This window comes from Microbacterium sp. NPDC058062, from assembly GCF_042885375.1.
GTDB lineage: Bacteria > Actinomycetota > Actinomycetes > Actinomycetales > Microbacteriaceae > Microbacterium > Microbacterium trichothecenolyticum_C.
Genome location: NZ_JBHVSC010000005.1, coordinates 192328 through 211847 on the forward strand (window position 1 = coordinate 192328; position 19520 = coordinate 211847).

Here is a 19520-nt window from a genome sequence, read left to right on the forward strand (position 1 = left end):
GCGGCTCACACCCAGCTGTTGATCCACATGTGCAGGTGCCAGAAGTCGTAGGGGACGGTCATCGCGGAGATGATCGGGTACCAGAACGCCGACAGTGCGAGCGCGACGACGAGGAAGACCAGCACGAGTCGCTGACCCGTGAGCCGGCGGTACGAGTCGGCCGAGGGGGGACCGGCGATGTCCTTCAGGGCGAAGGTGAGTGCGAGCAGCATGAACGGCAGGATCAGCACCGTGTAGAACTGGAAGATCGTGCGCTCGGGCAGGAACAGCCACGGCACGTAGGTGACGGCGACACCGGTGAGCACGAGGGCGTAGCGCCAGTCGCGCGCCACCACGAAGCGGTACGCGAGGTACAGCACGGCGGCCACGCCGGCGTACCAGATCAGCGGGTTGGGCATCGTCGAGATCACGTCCACGCAGCCGCTCGGCGCGGTGCAGCCGTTCACGCCCATCGCGTCGTGGTGGTAGTACACGCCGGTGGGACGCCACAGCAGCGGCCACTGCCATGCAGGGCTGGCGTACGAGTGCCCCGACGTGATGCCGGCCGTCGACTTGTACATCGCGACGTGATAGATCCAGAGGCTCTGGAGCGGATTGCTCCCGGACTGGCGGTCGTAACCTCCTGAGCCGAACAGCCACCCCGACCACGACGCCACGTAGACGACGAGAGCGACCGGGACGAACAGCACGAACGTCGCGAAGCCCTGGCGCACAGCATCCGTCGGCCAGAACAGCACGCCCGCGCGGCGTCGGGCCAGCGCGTCCGTGACGACGAGGTACACGCCCAGGCCCGCGAGCACCCACGCGCCCGACCACTTCACGGCGCTGGCCGCCCCGAGGGCGGAGCCCGCGGCGATGATCCAGGGCCGGTTCCACAGGACGGGTCCCCAGGATGGTGGCGTCTCACCCTCGTAGCGGGCCGCGACGGTCTGGGCGATGCGCGTCATCGTGCGCTCGCGATCGCGCAGCACGAACAGGAAAGCCAGCAGCACGAAGAACGTCAGCGACGTGTCGAGCAGCGCGATGCGGCTCATCGAGATGGCGAGGCCGTCGACCGCCATCAGGAGGCCTGCCACGACGGCGAACGTGGTCGAGCGGGTCAGGCGCTTCGCGATGAGCATGAGCACCAGCACCGACGCGATGCCGAGGAGCGCCGTCGTGATGCGCCAGCCCCAGCCCGAGTCGGGGCCGAGCACCGCCATGCCGAGCGCGATGATCCACTTGCCGAGCGGCGGATGCACGACGAACGACGGATTGGTCGTGAACACGTTCACATCGCCCGAGAGGAAGCTCTCTTTCGCGCCCGCGGGCCAGGATGCCTCGTATCCGAGGTTGAGCAGCGTCCAGGCGTCCTTGACGTAGTACGTCTCGTCGAACTGGTTCATGAGGTCGTGCGCCGCGGCGAGGTTCCACAGCCGCAGGACCGCGGCGATCACCAGGACGATCGCAGGACCGAGCCACCGATACAGCCGCCGAGCGCGCGCGTCCTCGCTCAGCCGGCGGGCGAAGCGGTCGTACAGACTCGGTCGTGCCGGGGGGAGGAGCGGCGCGGCGGGCTGGTCGGCCTCGAGCCGCGGGGCATCCGTCACCCGGTCAAGTTTAGGCTGAGGGGGTGATCATCCTCGCGGCGACTCCGATCGGAAACCTCGGGGACGCGTCCCGCCGGCTCGTCGAGGCCCTCGAGGAGGCGACCATCGTCGCCGCGGAGGACACCCGCACGACCCAGCGTCTGCTGGCCGCACTCGGCATCGCGAACCGACCGCGACTGATCGCGCTGCACGATCACAACGAGAAGGAGCGGGCGCCCGAGATCGTGGAGCTCGCGCGCGAGCAGGACGTGCTCGTGCTGAGCGATGCGGGCATGCCCACCGTGAGCGACCCCGGCTACGGCCTCGTCGCGGCGGCCGCGGCGGCCGGCGTCGACGTCACGGCGATCCCCGGGCCGAGCGCGGTCGTGACGGCGCTCGCGGTCTCAGGGCTGCCGACCGACCGCTTCACGTTCGAGGGCTTCGTGGCCCGCAAGGCGGGGGAGCGCGGGGCGGCGTTCCGCGCGCTGAGCACCGAGCCGCGCACGATGGTCTTCTTCGAGGCGCCGTCGCGGGTCGCCGCGACGCTCGCCGACATGGCTGCCGCGTTCGGCGACGATCGGCGCGGCGCGGTCTGCCGCGAGCTGACGAAGCTGCACGAGGAGGTCGCGCGCGGCACCCTCGCCGAGCTCGCCTCGTGGGCCGAGGGCGGTGTCCGCGGCGAGCTCGTGATCGTCGTGGAGGGAGCGCCCGCGCGCGGCGTCGCGTTCCCCGATGCGGTCACGCAGGTGCTCGAGCTCGTCCGCGGCGGCACGCGCCTGAAAGAGGCCGCGGCCGAAGTGTCCGGACTCACCGGACACTCCAGCCGCGAGCTCTATCAGGCCGCGCTCTCCGTCCGCGGGTAGCGCCGCCGGCGGATCACGAACAGGATCACGCCGCCTGCGAGCATCGTGAGTCCCACCCACAGCGCGGTCAGGGTCACGCCCGTCGGCGGGAGGACCGCCGGCACCGGCGCACAGGCCGTCGCGGTGGCCTCCCCATCCGTGAAGAGCACCGTCGCCGCGTTGAGGAGACCGGTGCCCTCCGTGTCGGAGCCGGTCATGCAGTCCGCCTGATCGGTGGTGATCGTCGACGACACCCGCGCGGTGGCCTTGACGTCGTAGGTGTGCGTCACGCCCGCGTCGATCGTGATGCCCGTGGCGATCCGCAGATCGGTGAGGCCGTCCCATCCGGCGTTGACCGGAAGACCCTCGACCGACGACACGCTCGCCGAGACGACGGTGACGCCGCTCCCGAAGCGGAGCTTGTCGTCGAGGTCATAGGTGTCGGTGAGTGCACCCGGGTTCGTGACGGCCACCGAGTAGGCGATCGCGAACGTGCCGTCCGCCTGCTTCGTCGGACCCGAGGTGACGGTCTTCTCGATTTCGAGGGGCGCCAGATACGCGTTCACGAACGTGCAGTACACGGCGCCCTGGAGCGGGACCTCGACCGATACGGACGTCCCCTCGATCAACGGCTCGCGGTCGGATCCGACGCACTCGATGTCGTCGAGCAGCCAGCGCTCCAGCTCGCTCGTCTCGGTGACGGTGTACGAGCCGGGGGCGATCAGCCCCGTCGAGTACGGGTCGGCCTCGTCGGTCAGCGTGAACGCCTCGCCGTCGGGACCCCACTCGAAGTCGAACTCCTGAGCCGAGCCGGCGGGCAGCGTCGTCTTGTCGACGATGAGCGAGCCCCACTCCGTGTTGGTGAAGGTGCACACCACGGTCTCGCCCGGGTCGAGCACGATGTATCCGACGAGCTCCTCCGCGGTCGACGTGCCGCCCTCCGGGTCGCCGTCGACGCAGACGAGGTCGGTGTTGTCGTAGCCGTCCGGCGCGACCTCGGTGACCTCGTACTCCCCGGGGGTGACGTCCTCGAAGGTCGCTGACCCGGTGCCCTCGGAGGTCTCGATCGAGAAGTCCACGGGGTCGACCCATGTGCCGGTGAAGTCGAACACGGCATCGGGGCCCTCGACATTCTTGACGACGACGATTCGGCCGACGGCGACGTTCTCGACGTCGCAGCCGATCTGATCGCCGGGCTCGACCCGGAACCCGGTGATGTCGAGTGCCTCGGTCTCGCCGTCGGCGTGCGTGACGGTGCACACCATCTCGCCCTCGATCCAGCCGGGAAGGTCGCGCTCGGCCAGCGAGTAGAGGCCGCGCGGGGTGAGACCGGCGAATGTCGCCGTGCCCTCGCCGTTCTCCGTCACGACCGACGACACGATCGCCTCGCCCGCCGGGTCGATCGGGGTGAGCACCCACTGGAACGTCGCGTCGCCGCCGATCGCGGTCTTGTCGATCGTGATGTCGATCGGCTCCGGCGAGTTCTCGATCTCGCAGCTGATCTCGGCGCCCGGTTCCGCCCTGAAGGTGAACGAGGCGGGGTCGTCGTCCATGTCGCCTTCGAACCCGGCGCAGGTCAGCGTCCCCTGCACCCAGCCCGGGACCGGGAGCTCGGTGATCGTGTACGTCTCTCCCGCGAGGAGGCCCGTCCAGGTCGCCGTCTCCGAGCTCTCGCCGGTGCCGGAGATCGACTGCTCGCCGCCTTCCGGCGTCACGCCCTCCGACGGCGTGAGCGCGAACGGGAACGACCACTCGTAGTCGCCCGTCACGCCGGTGACGGTCTTCGTGACGGAGACGGATGCCGCCGCCGCCGTGTTCACGGCCGTGCACGAGAAGGAGGTGCCCGGGGCGAGGGTGAACTGCCAGCCGTCGTCGGCCTCGCGGTTGTCGACGACATCGCAGTCGAGCGTTCCGCCCCATCCGGACTCCGCGACCTCGACGAGGCTGTACTCGACGCCGGGAACGATGTCGGTGACCTCGATCGACGGATCGTCCGACGTCAGTGTGATCACGCGCACGTCGCCGGTGCTCTCATCGGTCAGCTCGAAGTCGAACGACCAGCCGAAGCCGTCGGTCACGCCGGTGGCGGTCTTCGACAGGTCGAGCGAGACCGGCGCGGCGGTGTTGTGGAACACGCACTGCGCGACGCCCGCGTCGGGCAGGTTCACCGTGGCCGTGAGCGTCTCGAGGTCGCTCGTCCAGCTGCCGTCGCCCGAGACGTCGCACGTGATGTTCGTCAGCGCCCAGTCGGGCAGCTCCGCGAGGATCTCGGTGATGTCGTACGAACCCGCTTCGAGGTTCTGGAGGCTCCACGTCGCCTGGCCCGGCAGCGGGTTCAGGTCGAAGGTGTCGGTCACGCCGCCGTCCGTCGGGCCGAACTGGAACGGGAAGTCCTGGTCGTACTCGAACGGGTCGGTCTCCTTGACGACCAGGATCTGACCCGGCGTGACATTGACGTAGTAGCAGGTCACGGTGTCACCGGGCGCGAGCTCGAACTCCGCCTCGGTCGTGTCGGTGAAGACCGTGTCGACACCGCCGATGGTGCAGATGAGCGAACCGAGCAGCGTGCCGTGCCGATCGCCGATCTCGTCGACCGAGTACGTGCCCGGCGTGATCCCGGTGAAGGTCCGCGAGTAGTTCGTGCCGTCGCCGACCTCGGTGTTGATCGTGAAGATCCCGTCGGCCGTGCCCGTCGGCCAGGTGCCCTGGAAGGTGAACTCCGTGTCGTCCGGCGTCCCGATGGCCTCCTTGCTGATGACGATGCTGCCCAGCTGGGTGTTCGTGAACGTGCACGAGACGTCCTGCCCGGCGACCGTGGTGACCGTCGCGGCCGCAGCGGCGGCATCGATCTGCGCGCCGCCGTCGCTGCACTCGATGGCGGGCTCGCTCATCCAGCCGTCGGGGACGACCTCGCTGATGTCGACCTCGGATCCCGGGGCGAAGGCGAACGTCGCGCTCTGCCCGTCGCTCAGGGTCGCCGCATTGCCGCCGACGTCGAACGAGAACTGCTGCGGCGACCCGTCGGGCAGCGTCTGCTTCGTCACCGTCACGGTCGACGTGGCGTTGGTGATGACGCAGTCGGTCTGCGTGTTCGGGAAGACGGTGAACGGGTCGGTCGGATTCGCCAGCACGAATTCCACGGGCTCGCCGGTGCCCGGCTGCGTGGTCGTGCAGACGGCCGACTGCTGCTGCCACGGGTCGGCGACCGTCTCCGAGAGCCGGTAGTCGGTCGCGCCCAGCACGTTCTGGAACGTGTCGGTCTCGCCGATGCCCAGGTCGTCGGCGATCTGCGTCGCGCCCGTCTCGGGCAGCACGATGCCACCGCCGGCGCGATCCACGAGGTAGTCGAATCGGTCGTCGGAGTCGTAGCCGGCGGGCACGACGTCCTTGGTGACGCTCAGCGAACCGCAGTTCGAGAGGACGAGGGGATCTGCCGCATCGAGGTAGTCCTGCGTCTGCGCGCCGAAGTCGGACCCCGTGCGCGAGAGCTCGGTCGACACCTCGAACGTGGTGCAGGCATCCGGGTTGAACAGTCCGGCCGTGGTGAGGTCGACCGCGAACTCGCCGAAGGTCGCCTGCGGCTGGTTGCCGACGGGCAGAGGCCCCTCGGTCCGGACGCCCACGGCCCACGCGAAGTCGACCGCCTGCCCGGTGGGCAGCCACTGGCCCGCTCCGTTCGGGTTGGCGCAGCCGTCGTTCGCGTTCGGTGTCCAGCGACGGAAGTGCACCGTCACGGTGCCGAGGTTTGACTCGTAGTCGAACACCACCAGCACGTCGTCGCAGCGGCCCGCGGCGGGACCTTCGAGGTTCTGCAGCAGGCTCAGGCTGCCGTTGCCGACGAGGCGCGTCCAGTACGAGTAGAGGATCGCATGGCGGGCTCCTTGTGCATCGACGACGACCTCGTAAGCCGACCCGGTGCTGCACATGTTGCCCTTGTCGTTGACGTTGGCCCCGCCGGGCGCCCACGGAATGGTGTTGGGCGTCTGCGATCCGGGCGAGCCCGTCGCATCCTGCGCGGTCGAAGGACACGCGTCGGCGAGCGTGCCGTTGTCCCACGCGAACGTGGCGTCGAGGATGCCGGTCGACGACAGCCCTGCGGCGGTGGTGTACGGCCCGGTCGGGGTGAAGGTGTAGCTGCCGTCGGGCACCGGGGTCGTCAGGAACGAGTCCCAGTCGAACGTGTTCGGCGGCGTGCCTCCCGCCTTGTCTCCGTCGAGTTGGAATCCGGTCTCGAGACCCGATGGCTGCAGGGTGGCGGCCGAGGCCGCCCCCGCTCCGGCCAGCGGCACCAGCAGGGCGCCGATGAGCGCCCCGATCGAGACCAGCGAGACGACACGAGCACGCGACATGGCGGTTTCCTCCCCAGGAAAAAGGGCCGTCGCCAGGCGCCGAGGCCCCCACAGCCTCACGTCGGGACCCGCGAGAGCGCACGGATCATCGACTGAGGGGAACATACCGGATGCCGGGGGTCTGGCGCGACCCCCGGCATCCGGGATGTTCTGCAGCTGTTATCGCCGCGTGACCGGCGCTATTTGCGCACCGTGACCGCGAGGTCCTTGCTCGTGGTCGCGCCGGCGGCGTTCGCGAAGACCACGCGGTAGGTGTGCGTGCCACGCGTGGCGCCGGTGACCGAAAGCGTCGCGCGCTGCGCGCCCGGCGTCGCCGCGACGAGCGCACCCTCACCGACGAGGCTGTCGCCCTCGTAGAAGCGGTAGGTCGTCGCGTTCGTGCCCCACCACAGGTCGGCGGTCAGGGTGTAGGTGCCGTCGGCGTCCTTGTTGTCATGGCTCAGCACGGGCTTCGCGGGGGACGCGTCGGTGACCGTGACGGTGACGGGCTGCAGCGCGGTGGTGCCCTGCGAGTTCACGAGCTCGCCGGTGTAGACGTAGACGCCGTTCTTCCTCCCGGTGACCGGGATCTCGGCCGACTGCGCGCCGGAACCGCCGTAGGTGAGCGCCACCGTGGCGATGCGCTCGCCGTTCTCGAACACGCGCAGCTTCGTCGCGTTCTCGCCCCACCACAGGTTCATGCGCACGGTGTACGCACCGTCCTTGAGGCCGGTGTCCCAGCCGTTGTCGTGCGACAGGACGCCGCGTCCCGGAGCCCTGCCCGCCGCGTCGAGCACCACGAGCCCGTCGACGGCGTCGGCCAGGGCGGTCGTCGCGCCGTCCACCGCGCTGCGGGACGGGGAATCAGCCGACAGCACGATCCGCGCCCGCTCGATCGCCGCCTGCAGCACGGCCGCGGTCGCGGGCGTGTGAGCGGACAGGTCGATGCCCTCGGCCTCCGTGAGGGCCGCGGCGAGGGCGGTGGTGTCGACACCGGTCGGCGTGGCGCGCACCAGCTCGACGTCGTCGATCGTGCCCCATGCGCCGCCCGAAAGGGCCGCGGTGACGGTGACGGTCACACTGCCCCCCGCGGGGACGTCGATCGGTGCGGTGGCCGGCACCGACCAGTTGCGCCACCCGTCCATCGAGAAGGGGATGGATGCCTCGCCCGACGCGCTCGAGACGTTCAGGCGCACGCTGCTCGCGGCATCCTCTCCGTCGCCCTGCAGTGCGCCGCGCACGATGTACGATCCGGCGGGGACGCCGTCCACGCGCTGCGACAGGGTGAAGGAGTACGCGTTCGCGGCCCAGAAGTGCGCGGAGCGCTCCCCGGTGCGCGGGTCGTCCCACGCGCCGACGGTGAGGCCCGTGCCGGTCTTGGTCCACGCGCTGTTGTCGCCTTCGAACCCGGGGCTGCGCAGCAGGTTCTTCTGTGCCACCACTACCGTGGCCGTCGCCGCGAGCCCCGACGTGGTGACGCCGGAGATCGTGTACGCGCCGGGGCCGTCGATCCAGGTGGCGGCGTCGGACCACGTGACCGGCTGCGTCTCGGACGAGCCGTCGTTGTACGACACGGTCACGGTGGCGGGAAGGACGACCGCATCGCCCTCGGCGACCGTCAGGTTCACCGGTCCGATTGCGGTGACCTCGCGCGGCGCGACGGCGCCGGTGCGCGCGTAGGCGAAGACGTTGAGCGACTCCAGCGGAGTGCCGTCGTGCGCGAACAGCGCCTGGTTGTCCCACGCGGAGCCGCCGTACCACTGGCCGGCATCGTCGGGGTCGTACTCGCCGGCGTAGCTCGAGGCCCAGCCCGAGCCGTGCGCCTCCCACAGCGCCTTGTTCGCCTCGAGCGCGGACGGCGGTCCGACGGGGAGCCACGCGGGCTCCCAGTAGAAGACGCCGATGCCGGCGGAGCCGACGTCCGCGACCGCCTGGATCACGTCGCGGACGGCATCCGCCTGCCCCTGCACGCTGACCGGGTACTGCGTGGCCTCCGTGGGGAGGTCGATGACGTTGCCGTGGCCGTCGCCGTCCTCGAGCGTGTACGCCCACGAGGTCTCGGCCACCATGACCTTCTTGCCGTAGGTGTCGGCGACGTTCTTCAGCACCGCCATGAGGTTCGTGACGGAGCCGTGCCAGTACGGGTAGTAGCTCGAGGCGAACACGTCGTAGTCGACGCCGCGCGACGCGAGGTTCGCCGCGTAGCCGGCGTAGCGCCCGCTCGACTCGGGGTTCGTGAAGTGCACCGCGACGAGGGCGCCGGGGAACACCGCGCGCACCGCCGCCGATCCGGCGGAGAAGATCTGCGCCATGCCGTCCCACCCGCTGACGCCGGCGACCGCGTTGTTGGTCTCGTTGCCGACCTGCACCATCTGCACGTCGACGCCCGCGGTCCTGAGCTCCTCGAGGGCGTCCGTCGTGAAGTCGGTCACCGCAACGGCCTTCTGAGCCACGGTCATCGACGCCCAGGCCTTCGGAGCCTGCTGCTTCGCAGGGTCGGCCCAGAAGTCGGAGTAGTGGAAGTCGACGAGCACGCCGAGTCCGGCGTCCGTCGCGCGCTTCCCGATCTCGACGGCGTGCGCCACGTCGTTGTCACCGCCGCCGTAGCCGTTGCCGTCGGCGTCGAACGGATCGTTCCACACGCGCACGCGGACGTCGGTGACGCCGGCGTCGGCGAGGACGTCGAACAGATCGGCGGGCCGCCCGGCTGCGTCGCGGAAGACGACGCCGGACTCCTCGAGCGCGATCGCCGACGACACGTCGACGCCGCTGATGAAGTCCGCCGGAAGGTTCTCCACCTTGGGGACGGTGATGCCGGCCTCGACGTGGCCGTCGTCCGCGGCGGCGGGTGCCGCCGCGAGCCCGGTGATGACCAGGGCGAGAGATGCCGCGACCGCCGCGAGGCGCGCGGATCGAGGGTGGTGAGGCACGTGGGTTCTCCGATCGACATTGATCAAGGGGGCGGGCTGAGGCTCAGCCCTTGACGGACCCCGCGGTGAGGCCGCCGACGATGTAGCGCTGCAGCGACAGGAACAGGACGAGCACGGGGATCGCGGCGATCACCGCACCGGCGGCGAACAGACCCCAGTTGGAGGCGAGCTGGTTCGAGACCCACTGGTACATGCCGACCGCAAGGGTCCAGTTCTCCTCCGAGACGAGCACGATCTTGGCGATGATGTAGTCGCCGAACGCCGCGATGAACGCCAGCAGCGCGACGACCGCGAGGATCGGCGTCACGAGCGGGAAGATCAGCCGCCAGAAGATCTGGGCGTGCGAGGCGCCGTCGATCTTGGCGGACTCGTCGATCTCGATCGGCACGGTGTTGAAGAAGCCGTACATGAGGAACGTGTTCACGCCGAGCGCGCCGCCCAGGTACACGCAGATGAGCGCGATCTTGGAGTTGAGGCCGAGGGCCGGCACGACCTCGCCGAGTCCCAGCAGCATGAGGAAGATCGCGACGAACGCGAGCGCCTGCGGGAACATCTGGATGATGAGGAGTCCGGTGAGCCCCGCACGGCGGCCCGAGAACCGGAAGCGCGAGAACGCGTACGCAGCGGCGGCACCCATCAGCACGGCGCCGACCGAGGCGATGCCGCCGATGAGGAGGGTGTTGCCCGCCCACGTCCAGAAGCTCGTCTCGCCGAGGGCGGCGTAGTTCGACAGGTCGACGACGCTGAAGAGGGCGTTGCTCGCGGCGAGCGTGCCGTTCGGGTTCAGCGACGCCGACAGCACGTACACGAGCGGGAAGATCGCGTAGAAGATCACGACGACGGCGAGCAGGTACTTCCAGCCGACGTCGAGCAGCCAGCGGCGTCGGCGTGCGGAGCGGCGGTCGCGCGGCGCGCCGGGGGTGCGGGTGGTCGGTCCCGTGGCGACATCGGTGGCGGTGGACATCACTGGAACTCCTCGAGCTTGCGGGTCTGACGGAACGCGATCGCCGAGATGCCCCCGACGACGGCGAACACGAGGATCGAGAGGGCACTCGCGAGGCCGTAGTCCGCTGCGCCGCCCGACACCCCGGAGATGTCGTAGATGGCGGAGATGAGGATGTCGGTGGCCCCGAGCGCGTACGGGGCGCCGGGGATCGCCGGGCCGCCGTTGTTGAACATGTAGATGACGGTGAAGTTGTTGAAGCTGAACGCGAACGACGAGATCAGCAGGGGTGCGGTGGCCACGAGCACGAGCGGCAGGATGATCGAGCGCAGCTGCCGGGAGCGGCCGGCGCCGTCGAGGGATGCCGCCTCGAGGGTGTCCTGCGGGAGCGCCTGCAGCGCGCCGGTACACACGAGGAAGTAGTACGGGTACGTGAGCCACAGGTTCACCCAGACGACGGCCGCGCGGGCGAGCCACGGGTCCCCCAGCCAGTTGATGTTCGCGCCGAAGAAGAACAGGTCGTTGATCACGCCGAACTCGGCGTTGAACATGCCGCGGAACAGCAGCGCCGACATGAACGCGGGGAACGCGTACGGGAGGATGTACAGCGTCCTCAGGAACCGGCGGCCCTTGAGGCGCGCGTCGTTGTAGATGAGCGCGAGCAGGAGCCCGAGTGCGAACGGCAGCACGACCGACAGCGTCGCGAAGACGAACGTCCAGACGGTGACGGACAGCAGGGTCTGCGCGAGCGCGGGGTCGGTGAACAGCCGGACGAAGTTCTCGAATCCGACGTTGACGTACCAGCCGGTCGGCAGCGCCGAGCCGTCCTCGGCGACGAACAGTCCCTTGTCGTTCGCGGTGTAGACGGTGCCGGTGGTGGTGTCGGTGATGGTCTGGGCCTCGGCATCCCATACCAGCGTCGATTCGTAGACGGCGCCCGAAGAGCCGTCCCGCGTACGGATCGAGCCGTCGTTGGGGTCTTCGGAGACCGGCACGCGCAGGCTCGCGATCTGCTCCTGCAGGGCGGCGTCGGTGATGACCGTGGCGCGCGGCACGACCTCCCAGCCCGGGACCTCCGTGGGGGCGCCGGCGCTGCCGACCTCGGCGCCGCGGGCCTCCTCGAGCGGCTGCTCGGCGGAGCCGACGAGCACGTCGCCGTTCTCGTCGACGATCGCGAAGCCGACCTCGCCCACGCGCTCGACGACCGAGAGCGGATAGGTGGGGGAGTCCTCGATGCGACGCTCGCCCTGGATGAGCGCGGCCTCGACCGCCTGCTCCTGGGTGCCGGCGTGACCGGTGCCGTAGTTGGTGAAGGCGATGTACGCGGTGTAGCCGAAGATGAAGACCTGGAAGACGAGCAGGAACGCCAGGCCCGGCAGCAGGTACTTGAGCGGCAGCGCGCGCTTGGTGAAGTAGACGATGTCGGCCGCGAGGAGCAGCACGAGCGTCGCCGAGAACACGACCCACGACTCGACGCGGAATGCGCTCAGCAGGGTCATCACGCCGAAGGCGTTGACGAGGGCCATCAAGGCGAGCTTCGCCAGGAAGCCCCAGCCGGGGCCGCGCCAGCGGCGGGCGTGCGATTCGCGGGGCGGCGTCTCCGCCGGCGCCTGGGGGAGGGTGGGGGCGTCCACCGTCATGCGTCTGCTCCTGTCACGGGGCCTCATCGCCGGGCGTGAGGGGGACCGACGGCGTCGATCCGGGAAGGGGTTGGGATCCGGGAGGCGGGGAGAGGCACTCACCCGCCTCCCGGAGCGTGTCGGCCACCGTGTCGGTGACCGGGTTCAGCCGGCCGGGATCAGCCCTCGACCGCGGCCTGGACGTCGGCGACCATCGTGTTCCACGTCGACACGGGGTCGGCGCCGCTGATGATCTGCGACTGCGCGGCGTTCCAGAGGTCCCACACCGAGCCCATCTCGGGGATGCTCGGCATCGGGACGCCGTTCTGCGCCGACGCGAGGAAGCCCGCGATGATCGGGTCGGACGAGACCTCGGTCGCCAGCGTCGACCACGCCGGGATGCGGGGGTCGGCCTCGTAGAGGGCGCGCTGCGCCTCCTCGGTGCCGAGGTAGTTCACGAGGAACTCCTGCGCGAGCAGCGCGTTCTTCGACTGCGAGCTGAGGTAGAAGCCCTGCACACCCACGAACGGAGCGGCCGTCTCGCCACCCGCCGACGGGATGGGGTTCACCGCGATGTTCTTCACGTCGGTGTAGGCGCTGATCGCCCACGGGCCCTGGATCGTGTACGGCGCCTTGCCGCTGTTGAACAGCTCGTTGTTGATGTCGTAGTCGACGGTGGTCGAGATGTATCCGGTGCCCGAGGTGCCGTTCGCGCCGAGCCACGACGCGAAGGCCTCGCCCGCGGCGCCGCCCATGCCGACCTCGGTCGTGTACGAGCCCGACGCGTCCTGCACGAAGACGGGGGCGCCGAACGACGTCTGGAAGCCGTACATCGTGTAGCCGTCACCGGTCTCGCCGGCGGTGTTGATGACGAACGGACGCTCGGCGCCGGACGCCAGGCCCTTCTGGATCATGTCGTCCCAGGATGCGGGGGCCTCGGCGCCCACGAGGTCGACGTTCTGCACGAGTGCGATCGTCTCGAGCGAGTAGGGGAGCGCGTACAGCTGGCCGTCGTAAGTCATGGCCTCGAGGGCGACGGGCTCGAACTCCGACGCCTTGTCGCCGAGGTCGATCGTGTCGACGACACCGGCCGCGACGAGCGCGCCCAGCCAGTCGTGCGCGCCGACAGTGATGTCGGGGCCCTCTCCGGTCGGCACCTGCGCGATGAAGTCGTTGCGGAGGTCCTCGAAGTTCTTCTTGACGATCTTGACGGTGGCGCCGGTCTCCTCCTCGAAGGCCTTGGCCGCGTCCTTGACCGCCGTCTGGCGCTCCTCGTCGGTCCAGACGACGAGCTCGGCGGTGCTGTCGGCCGCGTCGTCGGAGTTGTCGGACGAGCCTCCGCCGGCGCAGCCGGCGAGGACGACCGCTGCCGTGAGCGCCAGCGCTCCGAGTGCGATCTGCTTTCGCATGGTTTCCCTTTCGGTGATGTGGTGTGTGTTGCAGGGTTCGGGTGGGTCAGGGGGTGTGCGGCGTGCGGACGACCGCGACGCCGCCGGCGGGCACGACGAATTCGCCGTCGACGTCCGCGCCGGTGAGGAGCTCGACACCGGATGCCGCGAGGGGGGCGTCGTCGTCGCGGTGGTTGATCGCGATCGCGTAGTCCGCATCGTCGCCGCGGCGGATGACGACCTCGAGGCCTTCGGGGTGGCCCGAGGGTGCGACGCCGGCGTCGGCGTACACGTCGGACATGACGGTGCCGAGGCTCGCGGCATCCAATCGCGTGCTGAGGTACCAGCCGTGGCCGGTGCCGTGCGCGTGACGCGTGATCGCGGCCTTGCCGGCGCCCGGGCCGTCGGCGTACGTCGCCTTCACGTCGGCACCGTGCAGGACGAGGTCCTCCTGCCATGCGTCCGCGACGAGCGTCTCCGCGGTCGAGCCGGTCCATCCGACCGTGTGGCGCGCGCCCTCGCGGAGCGGCAGGAACTCCTCCACGACGACGCCGAGCGCGTCGCGCAGCGGTGCGACGAAGCCGCCCGGGTGCACGGCGTCGTTCTCGTCGACGATGGCCGAGAAGAACGAGACGACGAGCGTGCCGCCGGCCTCGACGTAGCGGGTGAGGTTCGCGGCGTCCGCGGCGCTCAGCAGGTACTGCGCCGGGGCGACCACGAGCTTGTACGCCGAGAGATCCTGGCCGGGCAGGGCGAAGTCCACGGTGATGCCGTCGCGCCACAGCCGCTCGTAGAACGCGCGGATCTGGTCGGCGTGCGACACGTCGACCGACGGGCGCCACTCGAGGTCCTGTGCCCAGAACGACTCGAAGTCCCACAGGATGGCGACGTCGGCCGCGACCCGGGAGCCGCGCACCTCCTCGAGGCGTCCGAGCGCGTCGCCGAACTCGACGACCTCGCGCCAGACGCGAGAGGAGGTGCCGGCGTGCGGGATCATCGCCGAGTGGAACTTCTCGGCGCCCGAGCGTGACGCGCGCCACTGGAAGAAGAGGATCGCGTCGGCCCCGCGCGCGAGATGCGTCAGCGAGTTGCGGGCCATCTCACCCGGTCGCTTGGCGACGTTGCGCGGCTGCCAGTTGACCGCCGACGTGGAGTGCTCCATGAGGATCCACGGCGTGCCGCCGCCGACCGAACGGGAGAGGTCGGCCGCGATCGCGAGGCCGATCTCGCCCTCGGGATCCGCCGCCCACAGGTAGTGGTCGTCCGACACGATGTCGACGTCGCGGGCCCACGCCCACAGGTCGGTCGTCCAGCTCTGGTTCGCCATGAAGTTCGTGGTGATGGGCTGCGTCGCGTGGGCGCGGATCGCGTCGCGCTCCGCGACGAAGCAGGCGCGCAGCTGGGCGTCGGTGAAGCGCGCGAAGTCCAGGCGCTGCGCGGGGTTGACGACGGAGGGTGCCGCCGCCGGGGCGCCGATGTGGTCCCACTCGCCGTAGCGCTGACCCCAGAACGTGGTGCCCCACGCGGCGTTGAGCGCGTCGAGCGTGCTGTACTTCTCGCGAAGCCAGCCGCGGAAGGCGCGCACCGACTGCGCGGAGTAGTCCTCGCCGACCGGCACGCCGTACTCGTTGTGGACGTGCCACATGACGACCGCGGGGTGCGAGCCGTAGCGTTCGGCGAGCGCCGAGGCGATGCGCACGATCGCCTCGCGGTAGGCGGGCGACGCGTGCGATGCCATGCCGCGCGCGCCGAAGCCCATCGTGACGCCGTCGCGCGAGACCACGCGGGCGTCGGGGTGCTCCGCGAAGAACCACGCCGGGGGAGAAGCGGTGGGCGTGCCGAGGTCGACCGAGATGCCGTTCTCGTGCAGCAGCTGGATCAGCTCGTCGAGCCACGCGAAGTCGAAGATCCCCTCGCTGGTCTCGATGAGGGCCCAGGCGAAGATTCCGACGCTGACCAGGTTGACGCCGGCCTCGCGCATGAGGGCCACATCCTCGCGCCACACCTCTCGCGGCCACTGCTCGGGGGTGTAGTCGCCTCCGTAGGCGATGCCCCGGATCTCGGGCCAGCGGTCGGGCGAGGTCATGGACGCTCCATCGGGTCGGTGCAGGTCGTACTGCGGTGCGGTTCGGTCGCGGCGGTGGCTGGGACCGGTCACAGTCTTACCCGGACGGATGCCTCGGCGCAGGCTTCGCCCGGGAACCGTTACGGAACTGTGACCGGTCACAGTCGACATCGTGTCTGCGCGCGATTCGCCCCGTCACGGGGGTAGAGTCGCTCGTCGTGGAGGAGACGACGTCCGTGCGACGCAAACCGACGATCCGTGATGTCGCGGCGGTCGCGGGCGTCTCGCGCGGCACCGTGTCGCGGGTGATCAACGGCGGGCACTGGGTGTCGCCCGACGCCCGCGTGGCCGTCGAGGAGGCCATCCGGCGCACCGGGTACACCGCGAATCACGCGGCACGGAGCCTCGCCACCGGGCGGGCGGGATCGCTCGCGTTCCTGCTCACCGAGCCGCAGCACCTGCTCTTCCAGGACCCGACGTTCGCGCTCCTCCTGCGCGGCGCGGCCGAGGCTCTCGCGCAGCGCTCCATGACGCTCGTGCTGCTGGTCGCGGGCACGCCGGCGGAGCGCGCCAACGTCGCGCACTTCGTGAGCGCCGGTCACGTCGACGGCGTGCTGCTCATCTCGTCGCACGAATCCGATCCGCTCGTCGACGAGCTGCTGGAGGCGGGCGTGCCCACCGTGTGCTGCGGCATCCCGCTCGGTCATGAGGCTCAGGTGCCGACGGTCTCGGTCGACGAGGTCGCCTCGGCCCGCGAGATGACGCGGTACCTCCGCAGTCGCGGACACCGCCGCATCGCGATGATCGCCGGCCCCCACGACACGCCGGGCGGCAAGTTCCGCCTCGTCGGGTTCGAGGAGGAGATGGGCGACGGCTTCGACCCCGTCCTCGTCGAGGAGGGCGACTACAGCCAGGAGTCCGGCGCCCTCGCGATGGCGCGCCTGCTGGAGCGCACGCGTGACATCGACGCGGTCTTCGCCGCCAGCGACATGATGGCCGCCGGCGCGATCGCGACGCTCCGCAAGGCGGGCCTGCGGGTGCCGGAGGACATCGCAGTGGCGGGATTCGACGACTCCGGTCTCGCCGCGACGCATGAGCCCGCGCTCACGACGATGCGCCAGCCCTGGGAGCGCCTGAGCAGCGAGATGGTGTCGACGCTCCTGGAGGTCATCGCCGGCGCAGCACCCGAGCCGATCACGCTCCCGACGACGCTGGTCGTCCGCGACAGCGCCTGACCCGACACGCCCGAGTGTTACTTTCGGGCGTCTGAGCGGGTCCGGACGGGGGCGTCCGGTCACAGCGGCGGCCGGGGCATCCACGCTGGCTAGACTCGTCGGGTGACTTCCGGCCCCTCGTCCTTCTACATCACGACGCCGATCTACTATCCGAGCGACGTGCCCCACATCGGCCACGGCTACACCACCGTGGCGGTCGACACCCTCGCGCGCTGGCACCGCCAGGCGGGCGACGACACCTGGATGCTGACGGGCACCGACGAGCACGGCCAGAAGATGATGCGGGCCGCGTCGGCGAACAACGTGACGCCCCAGGAGTGGGTCGACAAGCTCGTCACCGAGGCGTGGTTCCCGCTGCTGAAGACGCTCGACGTCGCCAACGACGACTTCATCCGCACGACGCAGCAGCGCCACGAGGAGCGCGTGCAGCAGTTCGTGCAGGCGATCTACGACCGCGGCTACATCTACGCCGGCGAGTACGAGGCGCTGTACTGCGTGGGCTGCGAGGAGTTCAAGCCCGAGTCCGAGATCGTCGACGGCACCGGCGCCTTCGAGGGCCTCAAGGTCTGCGCCATCCACTCGAAGCCCCTCGAGCTGCTGCAGGAGAAGAACTACTTCTTCAAGCTCAGCGAGTTCCAGGACAAGCTGCTCGAGCTCTACTCGACGGTTCCCGACTTCGTGCGCCCCGAGTCGGCGCGCAACGAGGTCGTGTCGTTCGTGAAGAACGGCCTCAAGGACCTGTCGATCTCGCGCTCCGCGTTCGACTGGGGCATCCCGCTCCCGTGGGACGAGTCGCACGTGATCTACGTGTGGGTCGACGCGCTCCTCAACTACGCCACCGCGATCGGCTACGGCGAGGACCCCGAGGAGTTCGCCCGCCGCTGGCCGGCGTACCACATCGTCGGCAAGGACATCCTGCGCTTCCACGCCGTCATCTGGCCGGCGATGCTGATGGCCGCAGGACTCGAGGTGCCGCGCGGCGTCTTCGCGCACGGCTGGCTGCTCGTCGGCGGCGAGAAGATGTCGAAGTCGAAGCTCACCGGCATCGCGCCGACCGAGATCACCGACGTCTTCGGCTCGGACGCCTACCGGTTCTACTTCCTGTCGGCGATCGCGTTCGGCCAGGACGGCTCGTTCTCGTGGGAGGACCTCTCCGCGCGCTACCAGGCCGAGCTCGCGAACGGCTTCGGCAACCTCGCCTCGCGTACGACCGCGATGATCGAGCGGTACTACGAGGGCGTCGTGCCCCCGGCCGGCGCGTACACCGACGCCGACCTGCACATCCAGAAGACGGTGGCGGATGCTGCCGCCCACGCCGACGCCGCGATCGAGCGGTTCCGCATCGATGAGGCGATCCACGCGATCTGGACGATCGTCGACGCGCTCAACCTGTACATCACCGAGAACGAGCCGTGGGCGCTCGCCAAGGACGACGCCCAGCGCGAGCGTCTCGGCACGGTGCTCTACACCGCCGCGGAAGGGCTGCGGGCCCTGGCCGTCCTGCTGTCGCCGGTGATGCCCGTCTCGACCGAGAAGCTCTGGATCGGGCTCGGCGCGGCCGAGTCGATCGGGCGCCTCGAGGACCAGCCGATCCGCGAGGCGGGCACGTGGGGCGTGCTGAAGCCGGGCTCCAGCGTCAACGGCCTCGCGCCGCTGTTCCCGCGCGTCGAGCAGTCGGTCTGATGGCGACACCCCCGGTTCCGTACCCTGAGGCGGGCTCCGACCCGTCGCAGTACGTGCGCACCCGCGAGAAGGGGTCGCGCGACGTCACGTACCCGGCGGCGCCTGCGCCGCTCGCGGTGCCGGTGTACGACAACCACGCGCACCTCGAGATCGAGGACGGGGTCGGCCTGTCGCTCGATGAGCAGCTCGAGCGCGCGAGCGAGGTCGGCGTGGTCGGCGTCGTGCAGGCCGGGGGCGACATCGACTCGAGCCGCTGGTCGGCATGGGCGGCAGCATCCCACCCCCGCGTGCTCGCGGCGGTCGCCATCCACCCCAACGAGGCACCCGCGTACCAGGCCGCCGGGCGGCTCGACGAGGCGATCGCGGTGATCGACGAGCTCGCCGCGCAGCCGCGCGTGCGGGCGATCGGCGAGACGGGCCTCGACTTCTTCCGCACCGACGAGGACGGCCGGCCCGCGCAGTTCGAGAGCTTCGAGGCGCACATCGCGCTGGCGAAGAAGCACGGCATCGCGATGCAGATCCACGACCGCGACGCGCACGACGCCGTGCTCGAGACGCTCGAGCGTGTCGGGGCACCCGAGCGCACGGTCTTCCACTGCTTCTCGGGCGACGCCGACATGGCGCGCATCGCGGGCGAGCGCGGCTACTGGCTGTCGTTCGCCGGCAACGTGACCTTCAACAACGCCCAGAACCTCCGCGACGCGCTCGCGGTGATCCCGCGCGAGCGGATCCTGGTCGAGACGGATGCCCCGTTCCTGACGCCGACCCCGCATCGCGGCCGCCCGAACGCGCCGTACCTGATCCCGGTGACGGTGCGGTACATGGCCGCCGAGCTCGGTGTCGACGTCGACGCGCTGTGCGCGCAGATCGCGGCGAACACGCTCGAGGTCTACGGGGCGTTCGAGGACTGAGGTCCGGG

The 19520-nt window shown here is 70.1% G+C and carries 11 protein-coding genes; 4 read left to right on the forward strand and 7 right to left on the reverse strand.

Annotated elements, in window-relative coordinates:
• Positions 1-5 precede the first annotated feature (5 nt).
• The gene (locus tag ACFVSU_RS17350) at positions 6-1589 is read right to left on the reverse strand and encodes a dolichyl-phosphate-mannose--protein mannosyltransferase (RefSeq protein WP_387145736.1); all 1584 of its coding nucleotides are present in this window, start codon (positions 1587-1589) and stop codon (positions 6-8) included.
• Between the two features lie 23 nt (positions 1590-1612).
• On the opposite strand from ACFVSU_RS17350, the gene rsmI reads away from it, so the two are divergent.
• Positions 1613-2431, forward strand: a complete 819-nt coding sequence (gene rsmI / locus ACFVSU_RS17355; protein WP_387145739.1) for a 16S rRNA (cytidine(1402)-2'-O)-methyltransferase — start codon at positions 1613-1615, stop codon at positions 2429-2431.
• Here rsmI and ACFVSU_RS17360 read toward each other — a convergent pair.
• The 6 genes from ACFVSU_RS17360 to ACFVSU_RS17385 form a co-directional block, all read right to left on the reverse strand.
• On the reverse strand, positions 2404-6759 hold the full coding sequence (locus ACFVSU_RS17360) for a hypothetical protein (protein WP_387145742.1): 4356 nt from the start codon (positions 6757-6759) through the stop codon (positions 2404-2406). The two genes, rsmI and ACFVSU_RS17360, sit on opposite strands and share 28 nt — an antisense overlap.
• A 179-nt stretch (positions 6760-6938) precedes the next feature.
• Entirely contained in the window at positions 6939-9668 is a 2730-nt protein-coding gene (locus ACFVSU_RS17365) for a glycosyl hydrolase 53 family protein (protein WP_387145745.1), read from the reverse strand.
• Between the two features lie 43 nt (positions 9669-9711).
• Positions 9712-10632 (reverse strand): sugar ABC transporter permease, encoded by a 921-nt coding sequence (locus ACFVSU_RS17370; RefSeq protein ID WP_376011683.1) that lies wholly within the window; start codon positions 10630-10632, stop codon positions 9712-9714.
• Complete coding sequence (locus ACFVSU_RS17375; RefSeq protein ID WP_387145750.1) at positions 10632-12251, reverse strand: ABC transporter permease subunit; 1620 nt, start codon at positions 12249-12251, stop codon at positions 10632-10634. Before ACFVSU_RS17375 ends, ACFVSU_RS17370 begins: the two co-directional genes overlap by 1 nt.
• 158 nt (positions 12252-12409) lie before the next feature.
• Entirely contained in the window at positions 12410-13639 is a 1230-nt protein-coding gene (locus ACFVSU_RS17380) for an extracellular solute-binding protein (protein ID WP_387145753.1), read from the reverse strand.
• A gap of 46 nt (positions 13640-13685) precedes the next feature.
• Positions 13686-15704, reverse strand: coding sequence for a beta-galactosidase (locus ACFVSU_RS17385; protein WP_387145756.1), 2019 nt, complete (start codon positions 15702-15704; stop codon positions 13686-13688).
• A 197-nt stretch (positions 15705-15901) separates the two neighbouring features.
• On the opposite strand from ACFVSU_RS17385, the gene ACFVSU_RS17390 reads away from it, so the two are divergent.
• The 3 genes from ACFVSU_RS17390 to ACFVSU_RS17400 all read left to right on the forward strand — a co-directional run bounded on the left by ACFVSU_RS17390 (position 15902) and on the right by ACFVSU_RS17400 (position 19512).
• Entirely contained in the window at positions 15902-16918 is a 1017-nt protein-coding gene (locus ACFVSU_RS17390) for a LacI family DNA-binding transcriptional regulator (protein WP_387145759.1), read from the forward strand.
• Positions 16919-17020: 102 nt separating this feature from the next.
• Positions 17021-18601, forward strand: a complete 1581-nt coding sequence (gene metG / locus ACFVSU_RS17395; RefSeq protein ID WP_387145763.1) for a methionine--tRNA ligase — start codon at positions 17021-17023, stop codon at positions 18599-18601.
• The gene (locus ACFVSU_RS17400) at positions 18601-19512 is read left to right on the forward strand and encodes a TatD family hydrolase (protein WP_387145766.1); all 912 of its coding nucleotides are present in this window, start codon (positions 18601-18603) and stop codon (positions 19510-19512) included. Before metG ends, ACFVSU_RS17400 begins: the two co-directional genes overlap by 1 nt.
• Positions 19513-19520 lie beyond the last annotated feature (8 nt).

Coding starts and splice junctions, on each gene's coding strand:
- ACFVSU_RS17360 (WP_387145742.1), bottom strand. CDS start 6,759: ATGTCGCGTGCTCGTGTCGTCTCGCTGGTCTCGATCGGGGCGCTCATC.
- ACFVSU_RS17370 (WP_376011683.1), bottom strand. CDS start 10,632: ATGTCCACCGCCACCGATGTCGCCACGGGACCGACCACCCGCACCCCC.
- ACFVSU_RS17375 (WP_387145750.1), bottom strand. CDS start 12,251: ATGACGGTGGACGCCCCCACCCTCCCCCAGGCGCCGGCGGAGACGCCG.
- ACFVSU_RS17380 (WP_387145753.1), bottom strand. CDS start 13,639: ATGCGAAAGCAGATCGCACTCGGAGCGCTGGCGCTCACGGCAGCGGTC.
- ACFVSU_RS17385 (WP_387145756.1), bottom strand. CDS start 15,704: ATGACCTCGCCCGACCGCTGGCCCGAGATCCGGGGCATCGCCTACGGA.
- ACFVSU_RS17400 (WP_387145766.1), top strand. CDS start 18,601: ATGGCGACACCCCCGGTTCCGTACCCTGAGGCGGGCTCCGACCCGTCG.